The organism is Clostridium paraputrificum AGR2156 (assembly GCF_000424025.1).
In the GTDB taxonomy this organism is placed as follows: domain Bacteria; phylum Bacillota; class Clostridia; order Clostridiales; family Clostridiaceae; genus Clostridium; species Clostridium paraputrificum.
In genome coordinates this window covers 24082-42882 of sequence record NZ_AUJC01000015.1, presented here as the reverse complement: position 1 = coordinate 42882, position 18801 = coordinate 24082, and the positions used below count along the sequence as shown (strand labels likewise).

Genomic DNA, 18801 nt, shown 5'->3' with positions numbered 1-18801 from the left:
AAAATCCCTAAGAGTAGTTATATTCTTAGGGTTTTTTTTATATTGTTATTAATAATTTAATACCATTAAGGGTTCTGATTATCATTATTATCAGTTTTAAAAGTATTTTCTAATTCTCTAAAACACACTAAGTTAAATGCTATTATAATTCCTAAAATTAAGCCAGTAACAAAAAAGTTTATGTTATTAGTTAGGCAAAATAAACCTATTATTATTAATAATATATTAGTAAATACATTTAAATTACGTTTCTTTTTTTCATTTAAAGTATCTATCTTTCTTTGTATTGATTTAAATAATCCTAATTTACTATTGTTTAACCAATAGAATAAGCAAGAGAATATAGTACCTGATAAGGTTGATGATGCTAATATTATTATAAAATCTTTCATTTAAAGTTCACCTTCCTTTTGGATATTTGTTTCCATGTAACTTGGAGTGTAGCGATGGAACAAACAAAATAAATATCCAATCCACCTTTTTTATTTTATTATATACAAATAATGGGAGGGGTTAAATATATCTAATATTATATTTTTAATTTTTTAACAATATCTTTAGGTTTTTCTGCAGAGTCATGATTTACGTATCTGTGATAGAAATATTCCCACAAGTTCAAAAATCTTTAGCATTAACGTAACAATCAAAATAAATATCCCATCCTAATCTTTATTGAAAAATAATCAAAAGAATATTAATATGGAAATAAGTTGAAGGAAAGGAAATGGGATTATGAAAGAGGTTTTCTATAATGAATTACAAGGTGATGAACAAATACTTTGGAGTGGAAAAGGAAAATATAAATTTTTTGAAAAGGGTAGCCTATTTCAATTATTATTTATGATTGTATGGTTAAGCTTTGCACTTTATTGGGAGTACACTGCATATAAAGGTGGAGCAGGTTTAGTTATGCTTCTATTTGGAGGAGTTTTTGTTTTTGTAGGCTTAAACATGGTTTTTGGCTTACCAATAAGAAGAGCTATTGCTATAAAGAATAGGGTATATGCAGTAACTAACAAGAGAATTTTATTTTGTAATATGGGTAAGAATATATCATTTCAATATTTAGATCTTAAGGATGCAGAGATTGTAAATAAGTATAAAGAGAGAAGCGGAAGAGGAAGTATTGAATTTAACATGGGATATACAAACTATGATATGTATAATGACAATGGATATGATAACAGAAGAAATAGGGGAAGAGTAATGCCAAACAGATTTATGTTTTATAATATTGAGAAGGTAGATGAGGTATCTAATATTATAAGGATGGCAAAGGAAAGCTTAATATAAAAGGAATATTTATATAAATATAAAAAGATATAAATATATGAATATGGTTTTATGAGAAGGGAAATTTATGAATGCTTTAGTGGAAATTCAAGGAGAAAAATATAATTATAAGATTTGATATAGAGATGATGAATTATTGAGAAGGAGTTTTAAACTAATAATGTTTTACTGCATGGATTTTTTAAAGGATAGGATTTATTATATTAAGGATTTAAATGTGATAGCTATTTGTGATTACAATGGAGATGAAGTACTTATTACTCCAAAGGATACATCATTTTATAAAGAGAGTATATTACATGAAGAGGATACTACCCTTTTTATAAGAAGTAAAAATGAAACTCCATTTGATAGAGAGAGAATAATGTTTCCAATGTTGTCACACACTTAAAATTGGTAAAATGTGTTGTAAATGTATACAATAAGTAATATACTTTTCTATAAGGTCTTCACATTAAGAATTGGACTAGTCTAAATATAGGCCTGAATTTATATATGGGATGGAGGGTTTTTATGAAAGAGTTAAATGAGAAAGTAGCTATTATTACAGGTGCAGGACAAGGTATTGGTAAGGGGATAGCACTTCACCTTGGAAAACGTGGAGTTAAGGTTGTTTGTGTAGGACGTCGTCTAGATCCAATAGTCCAAACAGTAAAAGAGGTAGAAGAAGCAGGTGGACAAGGATTTGCCATAACTTGTGATGTTGGAAATCGTGAAGATGTTAAAAAAGTAGTAAAAGCTACAGTTGAGAAGTATGGAACCGTTGATGTTGTTGTAAATAATGCTCAAAGTTTACCAGGGTCAGCTAAGGTTGAAGATACAACTTATGAACAAATGCTTACAGCTTGGCAATCAGGAACCATAGGATCATTAAATATGATGCAAGAATGCTTCCCTTATATGAAAGATCAAAATGAAGGAAGAATAATAAACTTTGCTTCTGCAACAGGTATGTTTGGATATGCAGGGCAATTAGCTTATGGATGTAACAAGGAATCTATACGTGGACTTACTAAAATTGCAGCTAAGGAATGGGCTCAATACAATATTATTGTAAACTGTGTTCTTCCAGGTGCAGAAAGTCCAGCTGCTAAAGTATGGGCAGAAAAGTTCCCTGAGAAATATAAAGAAATAATGGAAGCTCAACCAATGAAGAGGTTTGGAGATGGAGAAGATGATATTGGACGTGTTATAGCATTTTTAGCAGGTCCAGATAGCAAATACTATACTGGTCAATGTTTATTAGTGGATGGTGGATACTCAATAGCTCCTTAAGTAATAAATCTCATAAATTGCAAGGTTATTCTTGCAGTTTATGAGATTTTTTTATTGTGAATAAAGTTTACTGAACTCTTCAAATATTAAATCTAATACTATATTAAAACCAAGTCTTGAAGTTAAATCATGATTATTTAATTGATAGTCCTTTAAGTAAGCAAATAATGATAAATCACTTAAGTTAGATAAGAAGTTTTGAGAAAGTCCAGTTAATGAAATTGTATATATGTTTTTTGTTTTAACAATGCCTGTAATTTTCTTTATTATATCTGTTGATCCAGAAGAGCTAATAATAAAAGCTAGATCGTCATCCTTTAAGTTGTTAGCAAACAATTTATTTTCATCTCTATCCTCTGGAACTAAGCACATTTTATTAAAGTACTGAAGTTTTTTACAAAATGATAAAGCAGGGTATTGAGACAATCCTAAAGAAAAAATAACAACTCTATTTGAATTATATATTTTAGTTGCAGCAGTACATATATCATCTGGTTTATTAAGAGAAAGAGTTTTTACTACAGAGTTATGTATAGAAATATGACTAGAATCTAAATCAATTTCATTATTTGATTTATTTGCATTTACAATATTATATTTTAATTCTGAAAAACCTGAATAACCAAGCTTTTTACATAATCTAATTATTGTATTAGATGATAGATATAGATCATTTGCCATATCTGTAATTTTTATATTTGAAAAAGAATGTGATTTTTCTAATATATATTCTACAATACGTTTCTCGGTATTATTTAAAGTAATATTTTCTTTAGAAATTACATCTAAAAATTTCATCTTAAGAAAGTACCTCCTATGAGTAATTAGTTTTAGTATACAATATTTAACATATATTTTAAAGGAAAATCCTTAGTATATGGGATTTGTGAAAAATATTACAGAATGTAAAAATATATAGGAATGTATAAAAAGTATAAGATGCTTTGTAAACGTTGTTACGAGGTGGTTAACTTGTTATACTAAAATCATGAAACATGCATGTGACAAATTTATGTAGCAACACGGAGGGTTTTTATGAAGAGCTTTATGCAAAAATTCGGAAAGTCATTACTTTTACCTATTTCTACTATAGCTGCTGCAGGTATATTTTTAGGACTAGCAGCTGCACTTCAAAATAGTTCAATAGTTGGAGAAGCCTTTGTAAATTTGCAAGGGGTACAAGATTTTATAGGATTTATTAGAAAACTAGCAGGGTTAGTTTTTGGTAATTTACCAGTATTTTTTGCAATTTCAATTGCTTTAGGAATGGCAAAAGAAGAGAAAGCTACAGCGGCATTTGCTTCTTTAATTGGTTTCTTAGTATTACATCTTACACTAAATTATTTGTTAGGATTAGATGGTATAACAGCAGAAACAACTTCGGTTAAGTATTTAATGGAGAATAACGGATTGTCTCAAATTGATGCCAGTATCGTAAATGCAAAGTATGAGACAGTTTTGGGATATTTTACTTATAGAATGAATGTGTTTGCAGGAATTATAGTAGGTCTTACAGTAACATTTTTACACAATAAATTTTATAAGATACAATTACCAAGTTCAATTAACTTCTTCGGTGGAAAAAGATTTGTACCACTTATAACTCTTATTGTAATACCAGTGGTAGCATTTATATCTTATTATGCTTGGCCAATTGTAGATACAGTAATATCAGGTTTTGGAAAGGGAATTGAGGGTGCAGGAGCATTTGGACCTTATTTATACGGATCGTTAAATAGATTGCTTATACCAACAGGACTTCATCATATATTAAATCAAATCGTAAGATTTACTCCTATTGGTGGTACTGCAGTAATAGATGGAGAACCAGTTGTAGGTGCGCTAAATATATTTAATGCAGCTATAGCATCTACAACAGGAGTTGGAAATGATATTGTAGCAATTGGTAGTAGATATGTTGGACAAGGACATATGCTTTCAGTAATGTTTGGTTTACCTGCAGCTGGTTTAGCTATGATACATTGTGCTAAAGATAAAAATAGAAATAAGGTTAAGGCATTAATTGTTGCTGGAATAGCAGCATCTATTTTAACAGGAATTACTGAACCATTAGAGTTTACTTTTATGTTCATATCACCAATTTTATTCTTATTCCATGTTATTGTTTATGGATTTGGATTTATGATAATGGATTTACTAGGAGTAGCTGTAGGAGGAGTTCAAGCTGGATTAATTGATTTTACTGTTTTTGGACTACTTAGAGGAATGGATACAAAATGGTACTTAATTATCATAGTAGGAATAATAATAGCTTTAGTTTACTATTTTGGATTTAGATATATTATTACAAAATTTAATATAATGACTCCTGGTAGAGAAGATGATGTTGAAGATGAAGATGGGATACCAGCAGTAATAAGTGATGATAAATTATCTAGCACAATTGTTGATGCTTTAGGCGGAAAAATAAATATTGTTAGTATTGAAAATTGTATGACTAGATTAAGAGTTGTAGTAGATAATCCTAATTTAATTAATGAAAAGGTGTTAAAAGATACAGGTGCATCAGGATTTGTAAGACCTACAAAAGAGAATATACAAATTGTATATGGATTAAAGGTTGATCAAATAGCAAGTTATGTAAAAGCATATTTAAAGAGTATATAAATCACATTAATAAAGGTAGCATGTATGGAGGCGTAAATATGAATAAAAATAAAACAAAGATAACAATAGTTGGAGGGGGCTCTACTTGGACCCCTGGAATTTTAAAGGCACTTACAAGATATAAAGAATCTCTATCTCTAAAAGAACTAGTACTATTTGATACAAATGCAGAAAGACAAAAACATATAGGAGAGTTTGGAAAGTTATTATTTAAGGAAGTTTGTCCGGAGGTAGTGTTCAAGTATACTACAGATAAAGAAGAGGCGTATAGGGATGTTGATTATATATTCTGCCAAATAAGAACGGGTGGATATCCTATGAGAGAATTAGATGAAAAAATCCCACTAGAAGAAGGTGTAGTAGGACAAGAGACTTGTGGTGCAGGTGGTTTTGCTTATGGAATCAGATCTCTAAAAGATATGATTGAAATGGTAAAAGATATAAGAAATTTCAGCAAGGATGCTTGGATATTAAATTATACTAATCCAGCAGCAATAGTTGCTTATGGATTAACTAAGGAATTTAAGGACGATAAGAGAATTTTAAATATATGTGATCAGCCTATTAATATGTTAGTTTCCATGGCTAAAATATTAGGTGTAGATGCACAAACTTTAGTTCCAGAATATTTTGGACTAAATCATTTTGGATGGTTTACAAAGTTATATAATAGGGAAGGTAAGGACTTATTACCAGAGCTAAAAGAAAAAATACTAGAACATGGATTTGCTCCAAAAGATGCAGAGCAAAGAGATAAATCATGGTTAGACACATATGCATTAGTTGAGGATATGGTAAGAGATTTCCCAGAGTATGTTCCAAGTACCTATGTTCAATATTACCTATATCCTGAATATAAGACAAGCAAGTTAGATCCAACTTTTACAAGAGCAAATGAAGTAATGAATGGTAGAGAGAAAAGAGTATTTTCTGAATGTGATGATGCAGTGGCACAAGGAACTACTTTAGGTCACAATGTAGTTCATAATGATGCTCATGGCGAAATGATAGTAGAAATTGCAGATACAATTCATAACAATAAGGAAAAGACATACATTGTTATGGTTGAAAATAACGGTATAATACCTAACTTGCCAGAAGATGCTATTGTTGAAGTTGCCTGTGTTTTAGGAAATAGAGGTGCAGTACCTTTCCATGTAGGAGAAATAGATACATTCTATAAGGGATTGCTAGAAAACCAATATGCATATGAAAGATTAACTGTAGAGGCATTCTTTGAAGGTAGCTATACTAAGGCACTTCAGGCACTAACATTAAATAGAACAATTGTAGATGCAAAGAAAGCAAGAAGAATATTAGATAGACTTATAGAAGCTAATAAAGGATATTGGCCAGAATTAAAGTAAATTAAAAAAATCAGTGGTGCTATCATCACTGATTTTTTGAAAATAATAAGAGGAGAGATGAGAGATGACAAAAATTATTTTTAATGCAGATGATTTTGGATATAGTAATGGAATAAATTATGGAATAATTGATGCTTTTAAATATGGAGTGTTAACTTCAACAACATTAATGGTTACAATGCCAGGAACAGAACATGCGGTAAAACTTATGAAAGAAAATGAGGGCTTAGGAGTTGGGCTTCACTTTAATATTTCTTTAGGAAAACCAATTACAAAAGGTAAAACCTTAGTAGGAGAGAACAATAAGTTTATCAAACCAGATAGTTTGCCAGAAGGATTTAAATATGATGAAAATGAATTAAGGGAAGAGCTAAGAGCTCAATATAATAAATTTATAGAGTTAGTAGGGAAAAAGCCAACTCATGTAGATTCTCATTTATTTAGTAGTGATAAAGTTCCTGAAATGAGAAAGCTATGTGCAGAAATAGCAAAAGAAGAACAAATTCCTATGAGAAATTTTGATTTGGATTTTGTACCACATGTTCAATTTGTACAACATAGATCCTATAATGCTGGACCAGGACTAGAATATGTTAAAGATAATTTCAATGATATATTAAAAAATGAATATGTAGAAATCATGGCACATCCAGGTTATATTGACAGTTATCTTATGAATAATTCTTCGTATAATATGAAAAGGTTAGAAGAGTTGGATTTCTTATTATCAGAAGATGTGAAGAATATGCTTGTAAGTAATAATGTAGAATTAATTAATTATAGTAACTTGGAGTAGATTGTATGAAAATAGTGTTAGCACCAGATTCTTTTAAAGAAAGTATGACAGCAAAAGAAGTTTGTATTGCTATGGAAAAGGGTATAAGAAATGTAAGAAGTGATGTTGAAATAGTACATTCTCCAATGGGAGATGGTGGTGAGGGAACGTTAGAAGCTTTAGTAGATGCTACAGATGGAAGTATGCATACATTGGAAGTTACATCTCCACTTGGAGATAAAGTTATTGGTAGATTTGGAATTTTAGGTGACAATAAAACTGCTGTTATTGAAATAGCAGAAGCTAGTGGTTTGCATTTAGTAAATAAAGAAAAAAGGAACCCGTTAATAGCAACTAGTTATGGTACAGGAGAATTAATAAAGGAAGCTTTAGATAAAGGTGTTAGTAAGATAATAATAGGACTAGGTGGAAGTGCAACTAATGATGGTGGCGTTGGTATGTTGCAAGCATTAGGGGTAAGCTTTAAGGACTGTAACAACAATGAGATACCTTTTGGTGGAGGAAATATAAATAAAATAGAAGATATAGATATTTCAAATTTCGACAAAAGAATATTTAAAGTAAAAATAGAAGTGGCTTGCGATGTTAATAATCCTCTTACAGGAAAAAATGGAGCTAGTGAAGTATTTGCAAGGCAAAAAGGTGCTGACAGTAACATGGTTAAAGTGTTAGATGAAAATTTAGTGCATCTAGCAAAAAAAGTAAAAGATATCTTAGATAAAGATATCAATAATGTACCAGGTGCTGGAGCAGCTGGTGGTATAGGAGCAGCACTTGTAGGATTTTGTAATGGAGAGATAAAAAGTGGAATAGATACAGTTATTAAATATTCTAAACTTGAGGATAAGATAAAGGATGCAGATTATGTATTTACTGGTGAAGGAAGTATAGATTTTCAAACAAAGTATGGTAAGACTCCAATTGGGGTAGCAAAAATAGCTAAAAAGTATGAAGTTCCAGTAATAGCTTTTGCAGGAAAAGTAGGAAAGGGAATTGAAGAATTATATGAAATGGGTATTACTTCTGTAATTGGCATTTTACCTGAAATTGTAACTATTGAAGAGGCTTTAAAAAGTGGAAAATTGAATCTAGAAAGAAGTATACAAAATGTTTCTAGATTATTATTTAAAATGCAGAGTGATTAACACTCTGCATTTTTTAATTCCTCCACAGCAGGGATATCTGCAGGAGCCCATTTTAGTGAATCAAGATTTTCTCTTTTAAGCCATATAAGTTTAGAATGTTCACTTGCAGTTGGTGTTCCTTCTATAAGCATACACTTAACTGTAATAAGATTTACTATAATATTTTCATATTCATGAGTATTATCATTAAAGTCTTCTATGTATTTCACCTTGCAGGATAATTCTTCTCTAATTTCTCTTTCAATAGCTTGTCCGTTGCCTTCACCCTTCTCTATCTTTCCACCAGGAAACTCCCAAAGGTTTGGCATACTCATTTTTGGAGATCTTAAGGCACAAAGAATTTCTGAATTAGAGTTTTCTATTATAGCTCCTACAACTTTTATAGTCTTTTTCATTGTAACCACCTCTAGGATAAGTTTAACATATTGTATGGTGAAGTGTATTTGTGGAGAGGAAAAATTAGAAATAATTTATAAGATATTTAATAATGCCTTGAGATATAATTGTATTGGTAAATTATTGTAAAATGTAGCAGGATAAATAGGGGATGGGAAGAGTGAATATTAGAAAAGCAACAAAAAAAGATTTATCAAGAATAGCAGAAATATATGTTTTTAATAATCGAATGAATTATTGGCCAATTTTTAAGGATGATGGATTTTCTTTTGGAGAATTGCAGGTAGTTACTATGATTGATAATTATTTTGGAAAAGATGAAATATTAAAAAATATATTAGTTTATGATGATGGTTTAATAAAAGGATTTGTTCAATTGAAAGAAAGAGAGATTTGTAAAATATATGTAGATACTTTTTTTCAAAGTAAAGGAATTGGAAAAGAGCTCATAGAATATGCAATTAATGAGTATGGTGCTAATAATCTTTGGGCATTAGAAAAAAATGAAAGGGCAATTTCTTTTTATATAAAACATGGGTTTAATCTAACTGGTGAAAAGAAATTTGAAGAAGATACTATTGAATATTTAGTTCATTTAACTAGGTAAATTCTAGTTTATTCATTAGAGTATAAAGGATAAGGTTAGTGAAATTAGAAGTAAAACACTTTCTAAAAAGGATTAATATTTAGATTAAATTTAAATATATTACTATTATTGATATGGAGGTTATTATATGAAGATATTTATTTTGTTTTGCAACATTATTGTTCCAGTAATTATGATTTGTATAGGAGTATTATATAATAGACATTCCAACAAAAGAATAAATAGAATATTAGATTTATTTATGCCTATTGCTATGATTGGTAGCGGATTAGGGAATGTAGATAATAGTGATTTTTTTAAGGGTAAAAATTCATTACAATCTTCTAATAAAAAGTGTGGGATGATTTGGCTTTTATCAGGATTAGTTACATTTATAATAACTGCTATAGTATTAATAATAAACAAATCAGATATTTTAAATGCTACAAGCTTTTTAGATACTACTAATGTCAGTGTTATTATGTTAGAAGTTGAATTTGCAATAGTAGTCATGACTTTTATAAGTGTAGAGTTTGTTTTAAAGAAGTATTTTTATAAGAAAAATGATTAATTTTATGGGGGAGATTTATATGAAACGGTATGAATACAGAGTTGAGCAAATTCAAATTGAACTAAAGAGTGTGTTTAAAGCAGATAAAAGTAAATATAACAAAGAGATTAGTGAAAAGCTAAATGTACTTGGAAATGAAGGATGGGAATTAGCAGGGGTAGATGGTACATGGTTTTATTTCAAAAGAGAAATAGTGTAAGCTAATGGGCAGTAGTTGTCTAGTCTATTGCAATTATTAGCACCTCTAGGATGAATTTAGTATAATGAATGGTGAAACGTATCTGTGGAGAACCAAAATAAAAAGATAGTAGGTTTATAATATATTAAGTTTGGTATATAATATTCATATAAATGCTTTTTTAGGAGGAAATTTAATGGTAAATAAGGATATTAATTTATATGATATTTTTATAAATTATTCATATAGTCAATTAAAGCAATTATTTAAAAATGCAAAAACAAAAGAAGAGCAAGACTTTTATATGACTTTATCTAATTTAGTATTACAAAAAGAGCAAGCTAAGGTTATAGGTGAATAGTATGCCAACTTATACAATTTTTGCAGGAGTTAATGGAGCAGGTAAAACCTCAATATACAAATCTATTTATTATAATGAAAATAAAAATGAAAAAAGAATTAATACTGATGAAATGGTAGCTAGAATTGGTTCTTGGAAAGACAATAATCTTCAAATGAAATGTGCAAGAGAAGCTGTTAAGTTAATAAAACAATACATTTTGGAGGGGATACCCTTTAATCAAGAAACAACACTATCTGGCAGAAGCATAGTAAAGAATATAAAGTTTGCAAAAGAGAATGGTTTTTATATTGTTATGAATTATATAGGGTTAGAAAATCCAGAACTTGCTAAGAAAAGAGTTAAAATTAGAGTAAGCAAAGGTGGACATGGAATACCTGATAAAGATATAGAAAGAAGATACTATGATTCATTAAAAAATCTAAATGATGTAATTGAAATATGTGATGAAGTAAATATATATGATAATACAGAAGTATTAAGAGAAGTTATATATTTTAAAGAAGGTAAGGTAATATGGAGAGACAAAAAAATACCTAATTGGGCAAATAATATACTACAAAAGTAGCTAGTAAAATTATATAAGTTTTATTAGCTATTTTTATATACAAATATAGTTGAAACTTGAAATTGAAATATTATTAATTATATAAGGAAACTCGACTCCTTGCAGTCGCTGAGTAAGTTCGAAGCACTAAATCAAAGATTTAGATTCTCACTTATGAGGTAATCTAATCTTTTTTACTTACGGTATGGTGAAGCGTATCTGTGGAGAACCAAAATTAAAGTGAGCAAATTTATAAAGATGATTGGTATTTATAGATGGAATTTTGATATAATTGAAAAAAATTGGTGAAGATGATATAATTTTCTCAAAAAATCATATCGTAAAACAGATAAAAAGATAATTCTTAGGAATAGCTTTGAACTGCTTTAGTTATGATTTTTTTGTTGTACTAATTTGTAGAATATCATAAGATTTGAGAAATGATAATATTCATTTGCCTTTATATTAGTATTGGATTTTAATGTGAAAGGAGTAGTAAGATGCGAAAGAGAATTATATCCGCTGTATTAGTGATAGGACTTGTTATTGGTTACATTCCATTTCAAAGTTTTGCTGCGGAAATTGGAGATAATGGAAAGGTTATCAATGGAGACTATGTGATTGCAGTAAATACAAATGCAGACCCCAATAATAAACAGAGTAGTGGGACATTAGTATTTGATAGCATGGGAGGAAGAGGGACAACTTCTTTAGAAAATGAACTAAATCAAGAGGCAGAAGATATAGATTTTATTGTAGATGGAAGCGATACCAAAGTAGAGAATAAAAACTTATTCTCAAGACTTTTAGGAGTAGGAGACATATATTCTATAGGAGATGAGAAAAAATTTTATCAAGGAAGGACATATGTTTGCATAGGAGTTTATGATAAGAGTTACATATGGATGGAAAAAAGCATGAAGAATGATTATGATGCTGCTGGAAAGACAAATGATGCAGCAGAAGATATGCGTTCGACTTATGAAAGTAAGCCTTATGAAGTTCTTATGGAATTGAGTGATAATAAATTCCCCTATAATGATGGGTCTGGAAAATTATCTATTCTTTTAGAACAGACTAGTAATGGGTCATCAGGGTTTTATGCAGGTGAAAGTGGAATTACAGCTATACATATTAATATACCGAAAGCAGCAGAGTATACAAAAGGACGTCTTTCGTCTACAAATGGGCTGCTTGTACATGAAGGGCAACATGCAATATTTAGAAATTTGACTTGTGGAGGAGATGCTCAACTGGCATCAAAGTATCGTTGGTTAGATGAGGGACTAGCAGTAGCTAGCATGGACTATACATGGGGTGGAAGTGATCCTTCAGGCTGGTTTGATTATATTAAAGGAAATCCTCAGATTAGGAATGGTTCTGCACTTGTATATAGTTCTTATAGAAATTCTTCTGCACAAGATTATGCAATGCCAGATTTATTTGTCAGATATCTGGCAAATCAGAAGTCGAAAGGATATAAACCAATAGAGTTTTTCCAAGGTATTTATAGAGTGACGGCAACTGGTAAAGACACAAAAACTTTCATGAATGATGTTTTTAAAGCAGCAGGACTTAAAGATGAAAATGGTAATGTACTTACATTTGACAAGTCTTTGGTGCAGTTCTATGCAGCGATTATTGCTCAAGATAAAGATGGAGTTTATGGTTTTTATGGTGATCCGGTAGTTTTAAATAAGCTTAATGATTATCCTATTTATATGGGGGAAAGCGGAAAACCAGTTATGCTTTCTGGAACAGCGGCTATTGTTCTGAAAACTGAAAATGGAGAATTTAAAGTACCGTCAGATGGTGGAAAAGACATTCGATATATTGCAGTAAATAGATCGGATACGGTATCTAAGCCTTCTAAAGGATCAGGTACAGCAGCAGATCCTTATAAGATTGAGAAAGCTTCAGACCTTTTTTATATAGCAAGTAATCAGAGTTGCCATTTTATTTTGACAAGTGATCTGGATTTAACAGGAAGTACTTATATTAGTGCAGGATGGTTTGGTGGAAGCCTTGATGGTAGAGGATATACAATAAAAGGTCTTAAACAGCCATTAATAGAAAGAAACAAAGGTACAATTAAAAACTTGAATATTGAAGCGGATTTTAAAAGTGATTATCAGGCCTATACTGGAGCACTTGCCAACATTAATGAAGGAAAGATATTAAACAGTAGTGTTAAAGGAAACTTCGATATACAGATGACAGGAACCGGGTATGGGGTTGTTCAGACATTTGGAGGGCTTGTTGGAAGAAATGAAGTATCAGGTGTTATACGAGAGTCTTTTGTTGATGCAAATATAAATGTGAAATTTGGATTTAGTCATGGATCAGCAGGGGCATTAGTTGGAAAAAATTCAGGTGCTATAGAAAACTCTTATGCACGTGGTTACTTGAATGTGATACAGGATAATAGAGGGGATTACAAATTTTATGTTGGAGGTATCACTGGAGAACTGACTAGAGATATGGGGTTAGGTGCAACACTGAAAAATTGTTATAGTACAACCCAGATAAGCACAAGAGCAGTTAGTGATTCAAATAAGCAAGCAATAGGTAGACTTTATGGTCAAGATCAAAATATTTCAGTAAATAGTGTAAGTCAATCTTATGCTTTGGATGGTATGGATGCAGTTGGTAAAACCACATCTGGAATTGATGGGGAAATTTATTCGAAAACTTCAGATCAACTTAAGAAAGTTGCAACTTATGTAAATTGGTCATTTAATAGTATTTGGAAAATACAAGAAGGAAAAGATTATCCGGTATTTATAGAAGCATCAGATATTAAAACTATTTCGGTTTCAGTACCACAAATAGAAAAAGAACGTTATGTAGGAGAAGAACTTTTACTTTATTCTGCAAAATTAATTGTAAATGGTACGGCAGTTCCCCTTACAAATGATATGATTAATGGTTTTGACAGTAGTACTGAGGGAGTGAAAACAGTAACTGGTAACTATAAGAATAAGGTATTTCAATTCGATGTTACAGTAAAAGCTCCTAAGTCAGTAGATAAACTTGAGATTTCAAAAGCTGGTAAAACTTCTTATGTTCAAGGTGAAGAATATAGTAGTGCAGGTGTTGTATTGATGGCAACATTAGATGGTACACCATATCATTATATAAAAAGTGGATTTACAAGTGATTTAGATGGTATTCTATTGGATAATCAAAATAGGGTAACATTTAGTTACTATGATGGCAAAGTTAGTCAAGAGATTACTGTGAAAAAGGATGAGCCAAAATCATTGACTGTTGTTAATCCTATGAATAAAGTAGATTATTATTCAGAAGACAAATTAGACTTTTCAGGTATGGGTATCCAGATTACATATGCTTCTGGAAAGAAATCTTCGGTTTTAAGATTTGATGAACTTAAAGGGAATGGAATACGCTTAGTATTGGATAATAACGGTAAATTTACTACTGTGGATTCTGATACTGTATTAACAGAAAAAGAGAATGGTACTAATATATATGCTTGCTTTGGAGACAAAAATCCAAACGAGTTTGGTTCAATATTTGCAAGATTAGCCCAAATTACTGTAAAGCCAAAATTGCATTTAGATAGTCAAATTTTCTTATTAGGTCAGAATGTTACAAGATTTGATTTATTTACAGATATGGTTGTAGGAGGAGAAGGAAATTATAAGTTTGAGATTGTTGAAGGAAAATTACCAAAGGGAATCAGAGAAGTTAAGAATATGCCTGGAAGTACTAGAATACTTTTTGAGGGAACACCTACAGAGGTTGGAGAGACAAGAGTTGTTTATAAAATTTCAGATTCTGCAGGAAATACTACTTTAACAGATATTATTTTTGTAGTGAATCCTCCATCAAGTGTAGCTGAGGTAGAATCATTTAGTATAACGAATGCTAGAGAATCTTATCCAGCTGTCATTAAAGGTACAACAATTGAACTTATTGTACCAGCAGATATACAGTTGAGTTCATATTGGGCGTCTGTGAAATTATCAGATGGAAGTAACTATTATCCAGATCCTAATATGCCACCTATAGTAAAAGAGGGAATACAAACATTAGCTATTATTGCTCAGGATAAAAAGACAATTAAAGAGTATACAGTGTTAATTAAGAGGGCAACACAAAATATGCAGCCTTTAGATAAACCTAAAAATCTAGTTTGGGATTCCAATACTAATACTTTAAGTTGGGATTCTGTGAATAATGCAGAAAGTTATATTGTTAATATAGCTCCTGAAGGTGAAGTTTCTTACATGGTAAGTACTTCAGAAAATAAACTTAATCTGAAAGATGTAGTTCAGAAATCAGGAAATATTGGTCTAAGTGTATTTGCTATTGGTGATAATATAAATACATATACTGGTAAGTCTTCTGAAATAACTGTTTCTTATGTAGCACCACCACAGATAAAGTATATTAGTGTTAATCCAAAGAAAATAGAAGCATTTAAAGGTTATAATACACAATTTAAAGTAACGATTTCAGCAAACAGTAATGCAGATAAAAGTGTAACATGGTCTATTGAAGAAGCTTCAAGTGCTAGTACTTCAATTGATTCAAAAGGTGTGCTTACAATAGGGGATGATGAGACTTCATCAGAAGTACAGGTAATTGCAACATCTAATCATGATCCAAGTAAAAAAGCAAGGGCAGTTGCTACGATTAAAGAGTTACCAAAACTAAATACTCCATCAGGTCTTATTTGGAAGGGACAAGTTGCTACATGGAATGCTGTTGATAATGCAAATGGTTATAGTGTTGAGCTATATAAGGATGGTATCAAGGTAGGAGAAAGTCAAGAAACTAATAATACACAGTTTGATTTTACCAATAAAATGAAAGAAGCTGGGATATACAAATTCCGTGTTATTGCTTTAGGTGATGGAAAAACTATAGCAAATAGTGATGAAGCAGAAAGTCTAGAATATAATTATATAGTTGATATCAATCATGATGGGAAGGTAGATATGCTAGATTTAGCAATAGTATCAGAAAAGTATAATTTGAAAAGTACTGATGTTGGATATATCAAAGACTGTGATTTAAATAATGATGGGATAATAGATATATATGATATTGTTATGGTAGCAAATAAAATAAAATAAATGTTTAGAGCTTAAGTGAAAAGTTAAGCTGTTATATATTTTTTTAATAAAGTTCCTACAACATTAAGCATAATATGTTTATTGTTTAAGTAGGAACTTTATTGATTTCCTCAATAAAATTTTAATAGTGGTAAGTTTATATTAAGGAGTTGCAATTAGTATTGATTATAATGTAGATAGAAAAATTTAAGAAGATATACTATAAGATTACAGTATATCTTCTAGAGTATATTGAGATAGCTCATTAACAAAACTCTGTAATGATTTAGAGAAAATACCTTTAAGCTTACAACCACTAGTCATTAGAGGGCAAAGTTTAGGATTATTCATACATTCAACTAAGTTTAAGTTTTCTTCAGTTGATATTAAAACTTTACCAAGGTTTATTTCAATTGGTTCTACACCTAATTTTAATCCACCATTTCTACCCTTAGTTGATATTATATATTCTGTTTTGGCAAGTTTATGTATAACCTTTTTCATGTGGTGCTCTGATACTTCTAGATGTTCAGCAAGTTTATCAATAGTAGTATTTTCAGCTCTATTTCTAGCTAGATATATTAACGCTCTAAAAGCATAGTCTGTAAATTTTGATATCTGCATAATTCTTCTCCTTTGAGATTTAAATATAGTATATTATAACAAAATAAATGATTATTATAATAGTTACATACAAATATTTATATTACTATTTTCAGAATCAAGACAGAGTAAATTTGAGGGAATAATGTGTATTTTACTTGCACATTTTAAATTTTTGTGTTATATTTAATGTATCAACAGATAATTATTATTAAATAATATATATTAAAGATTACAGGAGAGATTATATATGTTAGATCAGAGAACAATAGAAATAATTAAAAGTACGGTACCAGCATTAAAGGAGCATGGAGTAGAAATTACAAAAACTTTTTATAAAAATATGTTTGAAAACAATCCAGAGGTTAAGCCATTATTTAATATGGATAGACAAGCTTCAGGAGAGCAACCAAAAGCATTAGCTATGACAGTATTAGCAGCTGCTCAAAATATAGACAACTTGGAAGCTTTATTACCAGCGGTAAAGACAATAGGAGAAAGACACTGTGATGCTCAAATTAAAGAAGAACATTACCCAATAGTTGGAGCTAACCTTTTAGGGGCAATCAAAGAGGTTTTAGGTGATGCGGCAACAGATGATATTATTGATGCTTGGGAAAAGGCTTATAGAGTTATAGCTAAGGTGTTTATAGATGTAGAAAAAGAAATTTACGAATCAAGAAGCAAATAATAAATATGTTTAGCCATATTCATGATAGAAGTGAATATGGCATTTTTTACTGACTAGTAAAGTATAAAATTTCAATTAGCTATGAATCAAAGGTATATTACATTTTTATATCAAAAATATAAAATAAAGGATGGTAATTTTATAAAGTAGTACAGTGGATATTTGTTTCCATTTGACTTGGAGCTTGAGACGGAACAAGTTTGATATTTTTTGTTGTAATAAATGTTTTGAATGGAAAGAAATGAGTTGAAAATATATATTTTATTTATACCTTTATAGGCATAGTATTTTATATCTTTTTAATAGTACTAATAAAGGTTATATATTAAGTCTAAATAAGTAGTAGAATTTTAGTAGGTTTTAATACTTATTTTTTATAAAAACATAGTTGAACTTGAATTTGAAATTCTATTAATATTTGGGTAGCAGAACTTATACAGAGTGAAAGTAAGTGAGGTTTATAGCCTTATGCGTTAATATAACTAGCATAAGGCTATTTTTATAGTTAAAAATGATGCTAACTATATCCCAATATTCTTCATTTCCCCAAGTACCTTTTCAATTCTCTCATCAATATTCTTACCATCATATTTTGAAAGTTTTAACTCACTTTGTATTTTCCCATCAGACATAAACATAATACGTTCTGTTTTTGATGCAACCTTTGGATCATGAGTTACAAGCACTATTGTAGTACCCTTATTATTAATATGTCTTAATAAATCCATTATTTCTTCCGCTGATTTAGAATTAAGTGCCCCTGTAGGCTCATCACCAAATATTATCTTAGGGTCATTCATTAAACTACGACATATTCCAGCTCTTTGAAGTTGACCTCCAGAAACTTCATTAATATTACGATTCTTTAAGTTCTCTATTCCTGTCATTTTCATAAGATTATCTGCCTTTATCAAAATGTCTTTAATATTTTTTCTATTAGAGCGTACAGAAGTAAGAATAATATTATCACCTATATTTAAATTCTTTAGCAAGCTTGGTTGTTGAAATATAAATCCCATTTTTGTTCTTCTTATTTCTGCTAAATCTTTTTCTTTTATAACAGCTAAATCATCACCATCAAAAGTAACGTTTCCTCCCTCTGGAACATCCATACCGCTTAATACATACATAAGTGTAGACTTTCCAGATCCTGATGGACCCATTATTGAAATAAACTCACCTGTTTTAATAGATACTGAAACATTATCTAATACCACTTGTTTTTCATTTCCTTCACCATAGGATTTTCTTATATTTTTTCCAATTAATAATTCACTCAT

At 30.0% G+C, this 18801-nt stretch carries 19 protein-coding genes; 14 read left to right on the top strand and 5 right to left on the bottom strand.

All coding sequences use genetic code 11. The features are described from left to right. Positions 1-65 precede the first annotated feature (65 nt). The gene (locus G594_RS0113535; protein WP_027099079.1) at positions 66-392 is read right to left on the bottom strand and encodes a hypothetical protein; all 327 of its coding nucleotides are present in this window, start codon (positions 390-392) and stop codon (positions 66-68) included. A gap of 340 nt (positions 393-732) precedes the next feature. Between G594_RS0113535 and G594_RS19700 the strand changes: the two genes are divergently transcribed. The 3 genes from G594_RS19700 to G594_RS0113520 all read left to right on the top strand — a co-directional run bounded on the left by G594_RS19700 (position 733) and on the right by G594_RS0113520 (position 2568). Further along, on the top strand, positions 733-1293 hold the full coding sequence (locus tag G594_RS19700) for a PH domain-containing protein (RefSeq protein ID WP_051196017.1): 561 nt from the start codon (positions 733-735) through the stop codon (positions 1291-1293). A 172-nt stretch (positions 1294-1465) separates the two neighbouring features. Beyond that, positions 1466-1684 (top strand): hypothetical protein, encoded by a 219-nt coding sequence (locus G594_RS0113525; RefSeq protein ID WP_027099078.1) that lies wholly within the window; start codon positions 1466-1468, stop codon positions 1682-1684. A gap of 122 nt (positions 1685-1806) precedes the next feature. Next, positions 1807-2568 (top strand): SDR family NAD(P)-dependent oxidoreductase, encoded by a 762-nt coding sequence (locus tag G594_RS0113520; protein ID WP_027099077.1) that lies wholly within the window; start codon positions 1807-1809, stop codon positions 2566-2568. A gap of 51 nt (positions 2569-2619) precedes the next feature. On the opposite strand, the gene G594_RS0113515 is transcribed toward G594_RS0113520, so the two are convergent. Continuing rightward, complete coding sequence (locus tag G594_RS0113515) at positions 2620-3366, bottom strand: MurR/RpiR family transcriptional regulator (RefSeq protein ID WP_027099076.1); 747 nt, start codon at positions 3364-3366, stop codon at positions 2620-2622. Positions 3367-3603: 237 nt separating this feature from the next. Between G594_RS0113515 and G594_RS0113510 the strand changes: the two genes are divergently transcribed. The 4 genes from G594_RS0113510 to G594_RS0113495 all read left to right on the top strand — a co-directional run bounded on the left by G594_RS0113510 (position 3604) and on the right by G594_RS0113495 (position 8504). Next, a complete protein-coding gene (locus tag G594_RS0113510) occupies positions 3604-5196 on the top strand; it encodes a PTS transporter subunit EIIC (RefSeq protein WP_027099075.1) in 1593 nt (530 codons plus the stop codon). A gap of 38 nt (positions 5197-5234) precedes the next feature. Next, positions 5235-6563 carry a 6-phospho-alpha-glucosidase gene (locus G594_RS0113505; protein WP_027099074.1) on the top strand — a complete coding sequence of 443 codons (1329 nt, stop codon included), beginning with the start codon at positions 5235-5237 and terminating at the stop codon, positions 6561-6563. Between the two features lie 64 nt (positions 6564-6627). Beyond that, on the top strand, positions 6628-7359 hold the full coding sequence (locus G594_RS0113500; protein ID WP_027099073.1) for a carbohydrate deacetylase: 732 nt from the start codon (positions 6628-6630) through the stop codon (positions 7357-7359). A gap of 5 nt (positions 7360-7364) precedes the next feature. After that, positions 7365-8504 carry a glycerate kinase family protein gene (locus G594_RS0113495; protein ID WP_027099072.1) on the top strand — a complete coding sequence of 380 codons (1140 nt, stop codon included), beginning with the start codon at positions 7365-7367 and terminating at the stop codon, positions 8502-8504. On the opposite strand, the gene G594_RS0113490 is transcribed toward G594_RS0113495, so the two are convergent. Next, the gene (locus G594_RS0113490; RefSeq protein ID WP_027099071.1) at positions 8501-8899 is read right to left on the bottom strand and encodes a (deoxy)nucleoside triphosphate pyrophosphohydrolase; all 399 of its coding nucleotides are present in this window, start codon (positions 8897-8899) and stop codon (positions 8501-8503) included. The two genes, G594_RS0113495 and G594_RS0113490, sit on opposite strands and share 4 nt — an antisense overlap. A 161-nt stretch (positions 8900-9060) precedes the next feature. On the opposite strand from G594_RS0113490, the gene G594_RS0113485 reads away from it, so the two are divergent. The 6 genes from G594_RS0113485 to G594_RS0113460 all read left to right on the top strand — a co-directional run bounded on the left by G594_RS0113485 (position 9061) and on the right by G594_RS0113460 (position 16248). Continuing rightward, a complete protein-coding gene (locus tag G594_RS0113485) occupies positions 9061-9507 on the top strand; it encodes a GNAT family N-acetyltransferase (RefSeq protein ID WP_027099070.1) in 447 nt (148 codons plus the stop codon). A 127-nt stretch (positions 9508-9634) separates the two neighbouring features. Continuing rightward, positions 9635-10057, top strand: a complete 423-nt coding sequence (locus G594_RS0113480) for a hypothetical protein (RefSeq protein WP_027099069.1) — start codon at positions 9635-9637, stop codon at positions 10055-10057. A gap of 19 nt (positions 10058-10076) precedes the next feature. Then, positions 10077-10256, top strand: coding sequence for a hypothetical protein (locus G594_RS0113475; RefSeq protein WP_027099068.1), 180 nt, complete (start codon positions 10077-10079; stop codon positions 10254-10256). A gap of 175 nt (positions 10257-10431) precedes the next feature. Further along, positions 10432-10596, top strand: a complete 165-nt coding sequence (locus G594_RS20340; protein ID WP_167539564.1) for a hypothetical protein — start codon at positions 10432-10434, stop codon at positions 10594-10596. A 1-nt stretch (position 10597) separates the two neighbouring features. Next, entirely contained in the window at positions 10598-11164 is a 567-nt protein-coding gene (locus G594_RS0113465; protein WP_027099067.1) for an ATPase, read from the top strand. Between the two features lie 479 nt (positions 11165-11643). After that, positions 11644-16248, top strand: a complete 4605-nt coding sequence (locus G594_RS0113460; protein WP_027099066.1) for a dockerin type I domain-containing protein — start codon at positions 11644-11646, stop codon at positions 16246-16248. 207 nt (positions 16249-16455) lie between these two features. Here the strand turns inward: G594_RS0113460 and G594_RS0113455 are convergent, their stop codons facing one another. After that, positions 16456-16851, bottom strand: a complete 396-nt coding sequence (locus tag G594_RS0113455) for an RrF2 family transcriptional regulator (RefSeq protein WP_027099065.1) — start codon at positions 16849-16851, stop codon at positions 16456-16458. 229 nt (positions 16852-17080) lie between these two features. Here G594_RS0113455 and G594_RS0113450 point away from each other — a divergent pair, with 229 nt between their 5' ends. Further along, positions 17081-17521 carry a globin domain-containing protein gene (locus G594_RS0113450; protein ID WP_027099064.1) on the top strand — a complete coding sequence of 147 codons (441 nt, stop codon included), beginning with the start codon at positions 17081-17083 and terminating at the stop codon, positions 17519-17521. Positions 17522-18042: 521 nt separating this feature from the next. Here the strand turns inward: G594_RS0113450 and G594_RS0113445 are convergent. Beyond that, positions 18043-18801: an ABC transporter ATP-binding protein gene (locus G594_RS0113445; RefSeq protein ID WP_027099063.1), complete on the bottom strand. Its 759-nt coding sequence runs from the start codon at positions 18799-18801 to the stop codon at positions 18043-18045.

Bases quoted from the DNA above. Each gene is read 5' to 3' on its own strand.
- G594_RS0113495 (WP_027099072.1), top strand. From the start codon at position 7,365: ATGAAAATAGTGTTAGCACCAGATTCTTTTAAAGAAAGTATGACAGCA.
- G594_RS0113505 (WP_027099074.1), top strand. From the start codon at position 5,235: ATGAATAAAAATAAAACAAAGATAACAATAGTTGGAGGGGGCTCTACT.
- G594_RS0113455 (WP_027099065.1), bottom strand. From the start codon at position 16,851: ATGCAGATATCAAAATTTACAGACTATGCTTTTAGAGCGTTAATATAT.
- G594_RS0113520 (WP_027099077.1), top strand. From the start codon at position 1,807: ATGAAAGAGTTAAATGAGAAAGTAGCTATTATTACAGGTGCAGGACAA.
- G594_RS0113480 (WP_027099069.1), top strand. From the start codon at position 9,635: ATGAAGATATTTATTTTGTTTTGCAACATTATTGTTCCAGTAATTATG.
- G594_RS20340 (WP_167539564.1), top strand. From the start codon at position 10,432: ATGGTAAATAAGGATATTAATTTATATGATATTTTTATAAATTATTCA.
- G594_RS0113515 (WP_027099076.1), bottom strand. From the start codon at position 3,366: ATGAAATTTTTAGATGTAATTTCTAAAGAAAATATTACTTTAAATAAT.
- G594_RS19700 (WP_051196017.1), top strand. From the start codon at position 733: ATGAAAGAGGTTTTCTATAATGAATTACAAGGTGATGAACAAATACTT.
- G594_RS0113490 (WP_027099071.1), bottom strand. From the start codon at position 8,899: ATGAAAAAGACTATAAAAGTTGTAGGAGCTATAATAGAAAACTCTAAT.
- G594_RS0113500 (WP_027099073.1), top strand. From the start codon at position 6,628: ATGACAAAAATTATTTTTAATGCAGATGATTTTGGATATAGTAATGGA.
- G594_RS0113475 (WP_027099068.1), top strand. From the start codon at position 10,077: ATGAAACGGTATGAATACAGAGTTGAGCAAATTCAAATTGAACTAAAG.
- G594_RS0113535 (WP_027099079.1), bottom strand. From the start codon at position 392: ATGAAAGATTTTATAATAATATTAGCATCATCAACCTTATCAGGTACT.
- G594_RS0113460 (WP_027099066.1), top strand. From the start codon at position 11,644: ATGCGAAAGAGAATTATATCCGCTGTATTAGTGATAGGACTTGTTATT.
- G594_RS0113450 (WP_027099064.1), top strand. From the start codon at position 17,081: ATGTTAGATCAGAGAACAATAGAAATAATTAAAAGTACGGTACCAGCA.
- G594_RS0113510 (WP_027099075.1), top strand. From the start codon at position 3,604: ATGAAGAGCTTTATGCAAAAATTCGGAAAGTCATTACTTTTACCTATT.
- G594_RS0113465 (WP_027099067.1), top strand. From the start codon at position 10,598: ATGCCAACTTATACAATTTTTGCAGGAGTTAATGGAGCAGGTAAAACC.
- G594_RS0113525 (WP_027099078.1), top strand. From the start codon at position 1,466: ATGGATTTTTTAAAGGATAGGATTTATTATATTAAGGATTTAAATGTG.
- G594_RS0113445 (WP_027099063.1), bottom strand. From the start codon at position 18,801: ATGAGTGAATTATTAATTGGAAAAAATATAAGAAAATCCTATGGTGAA.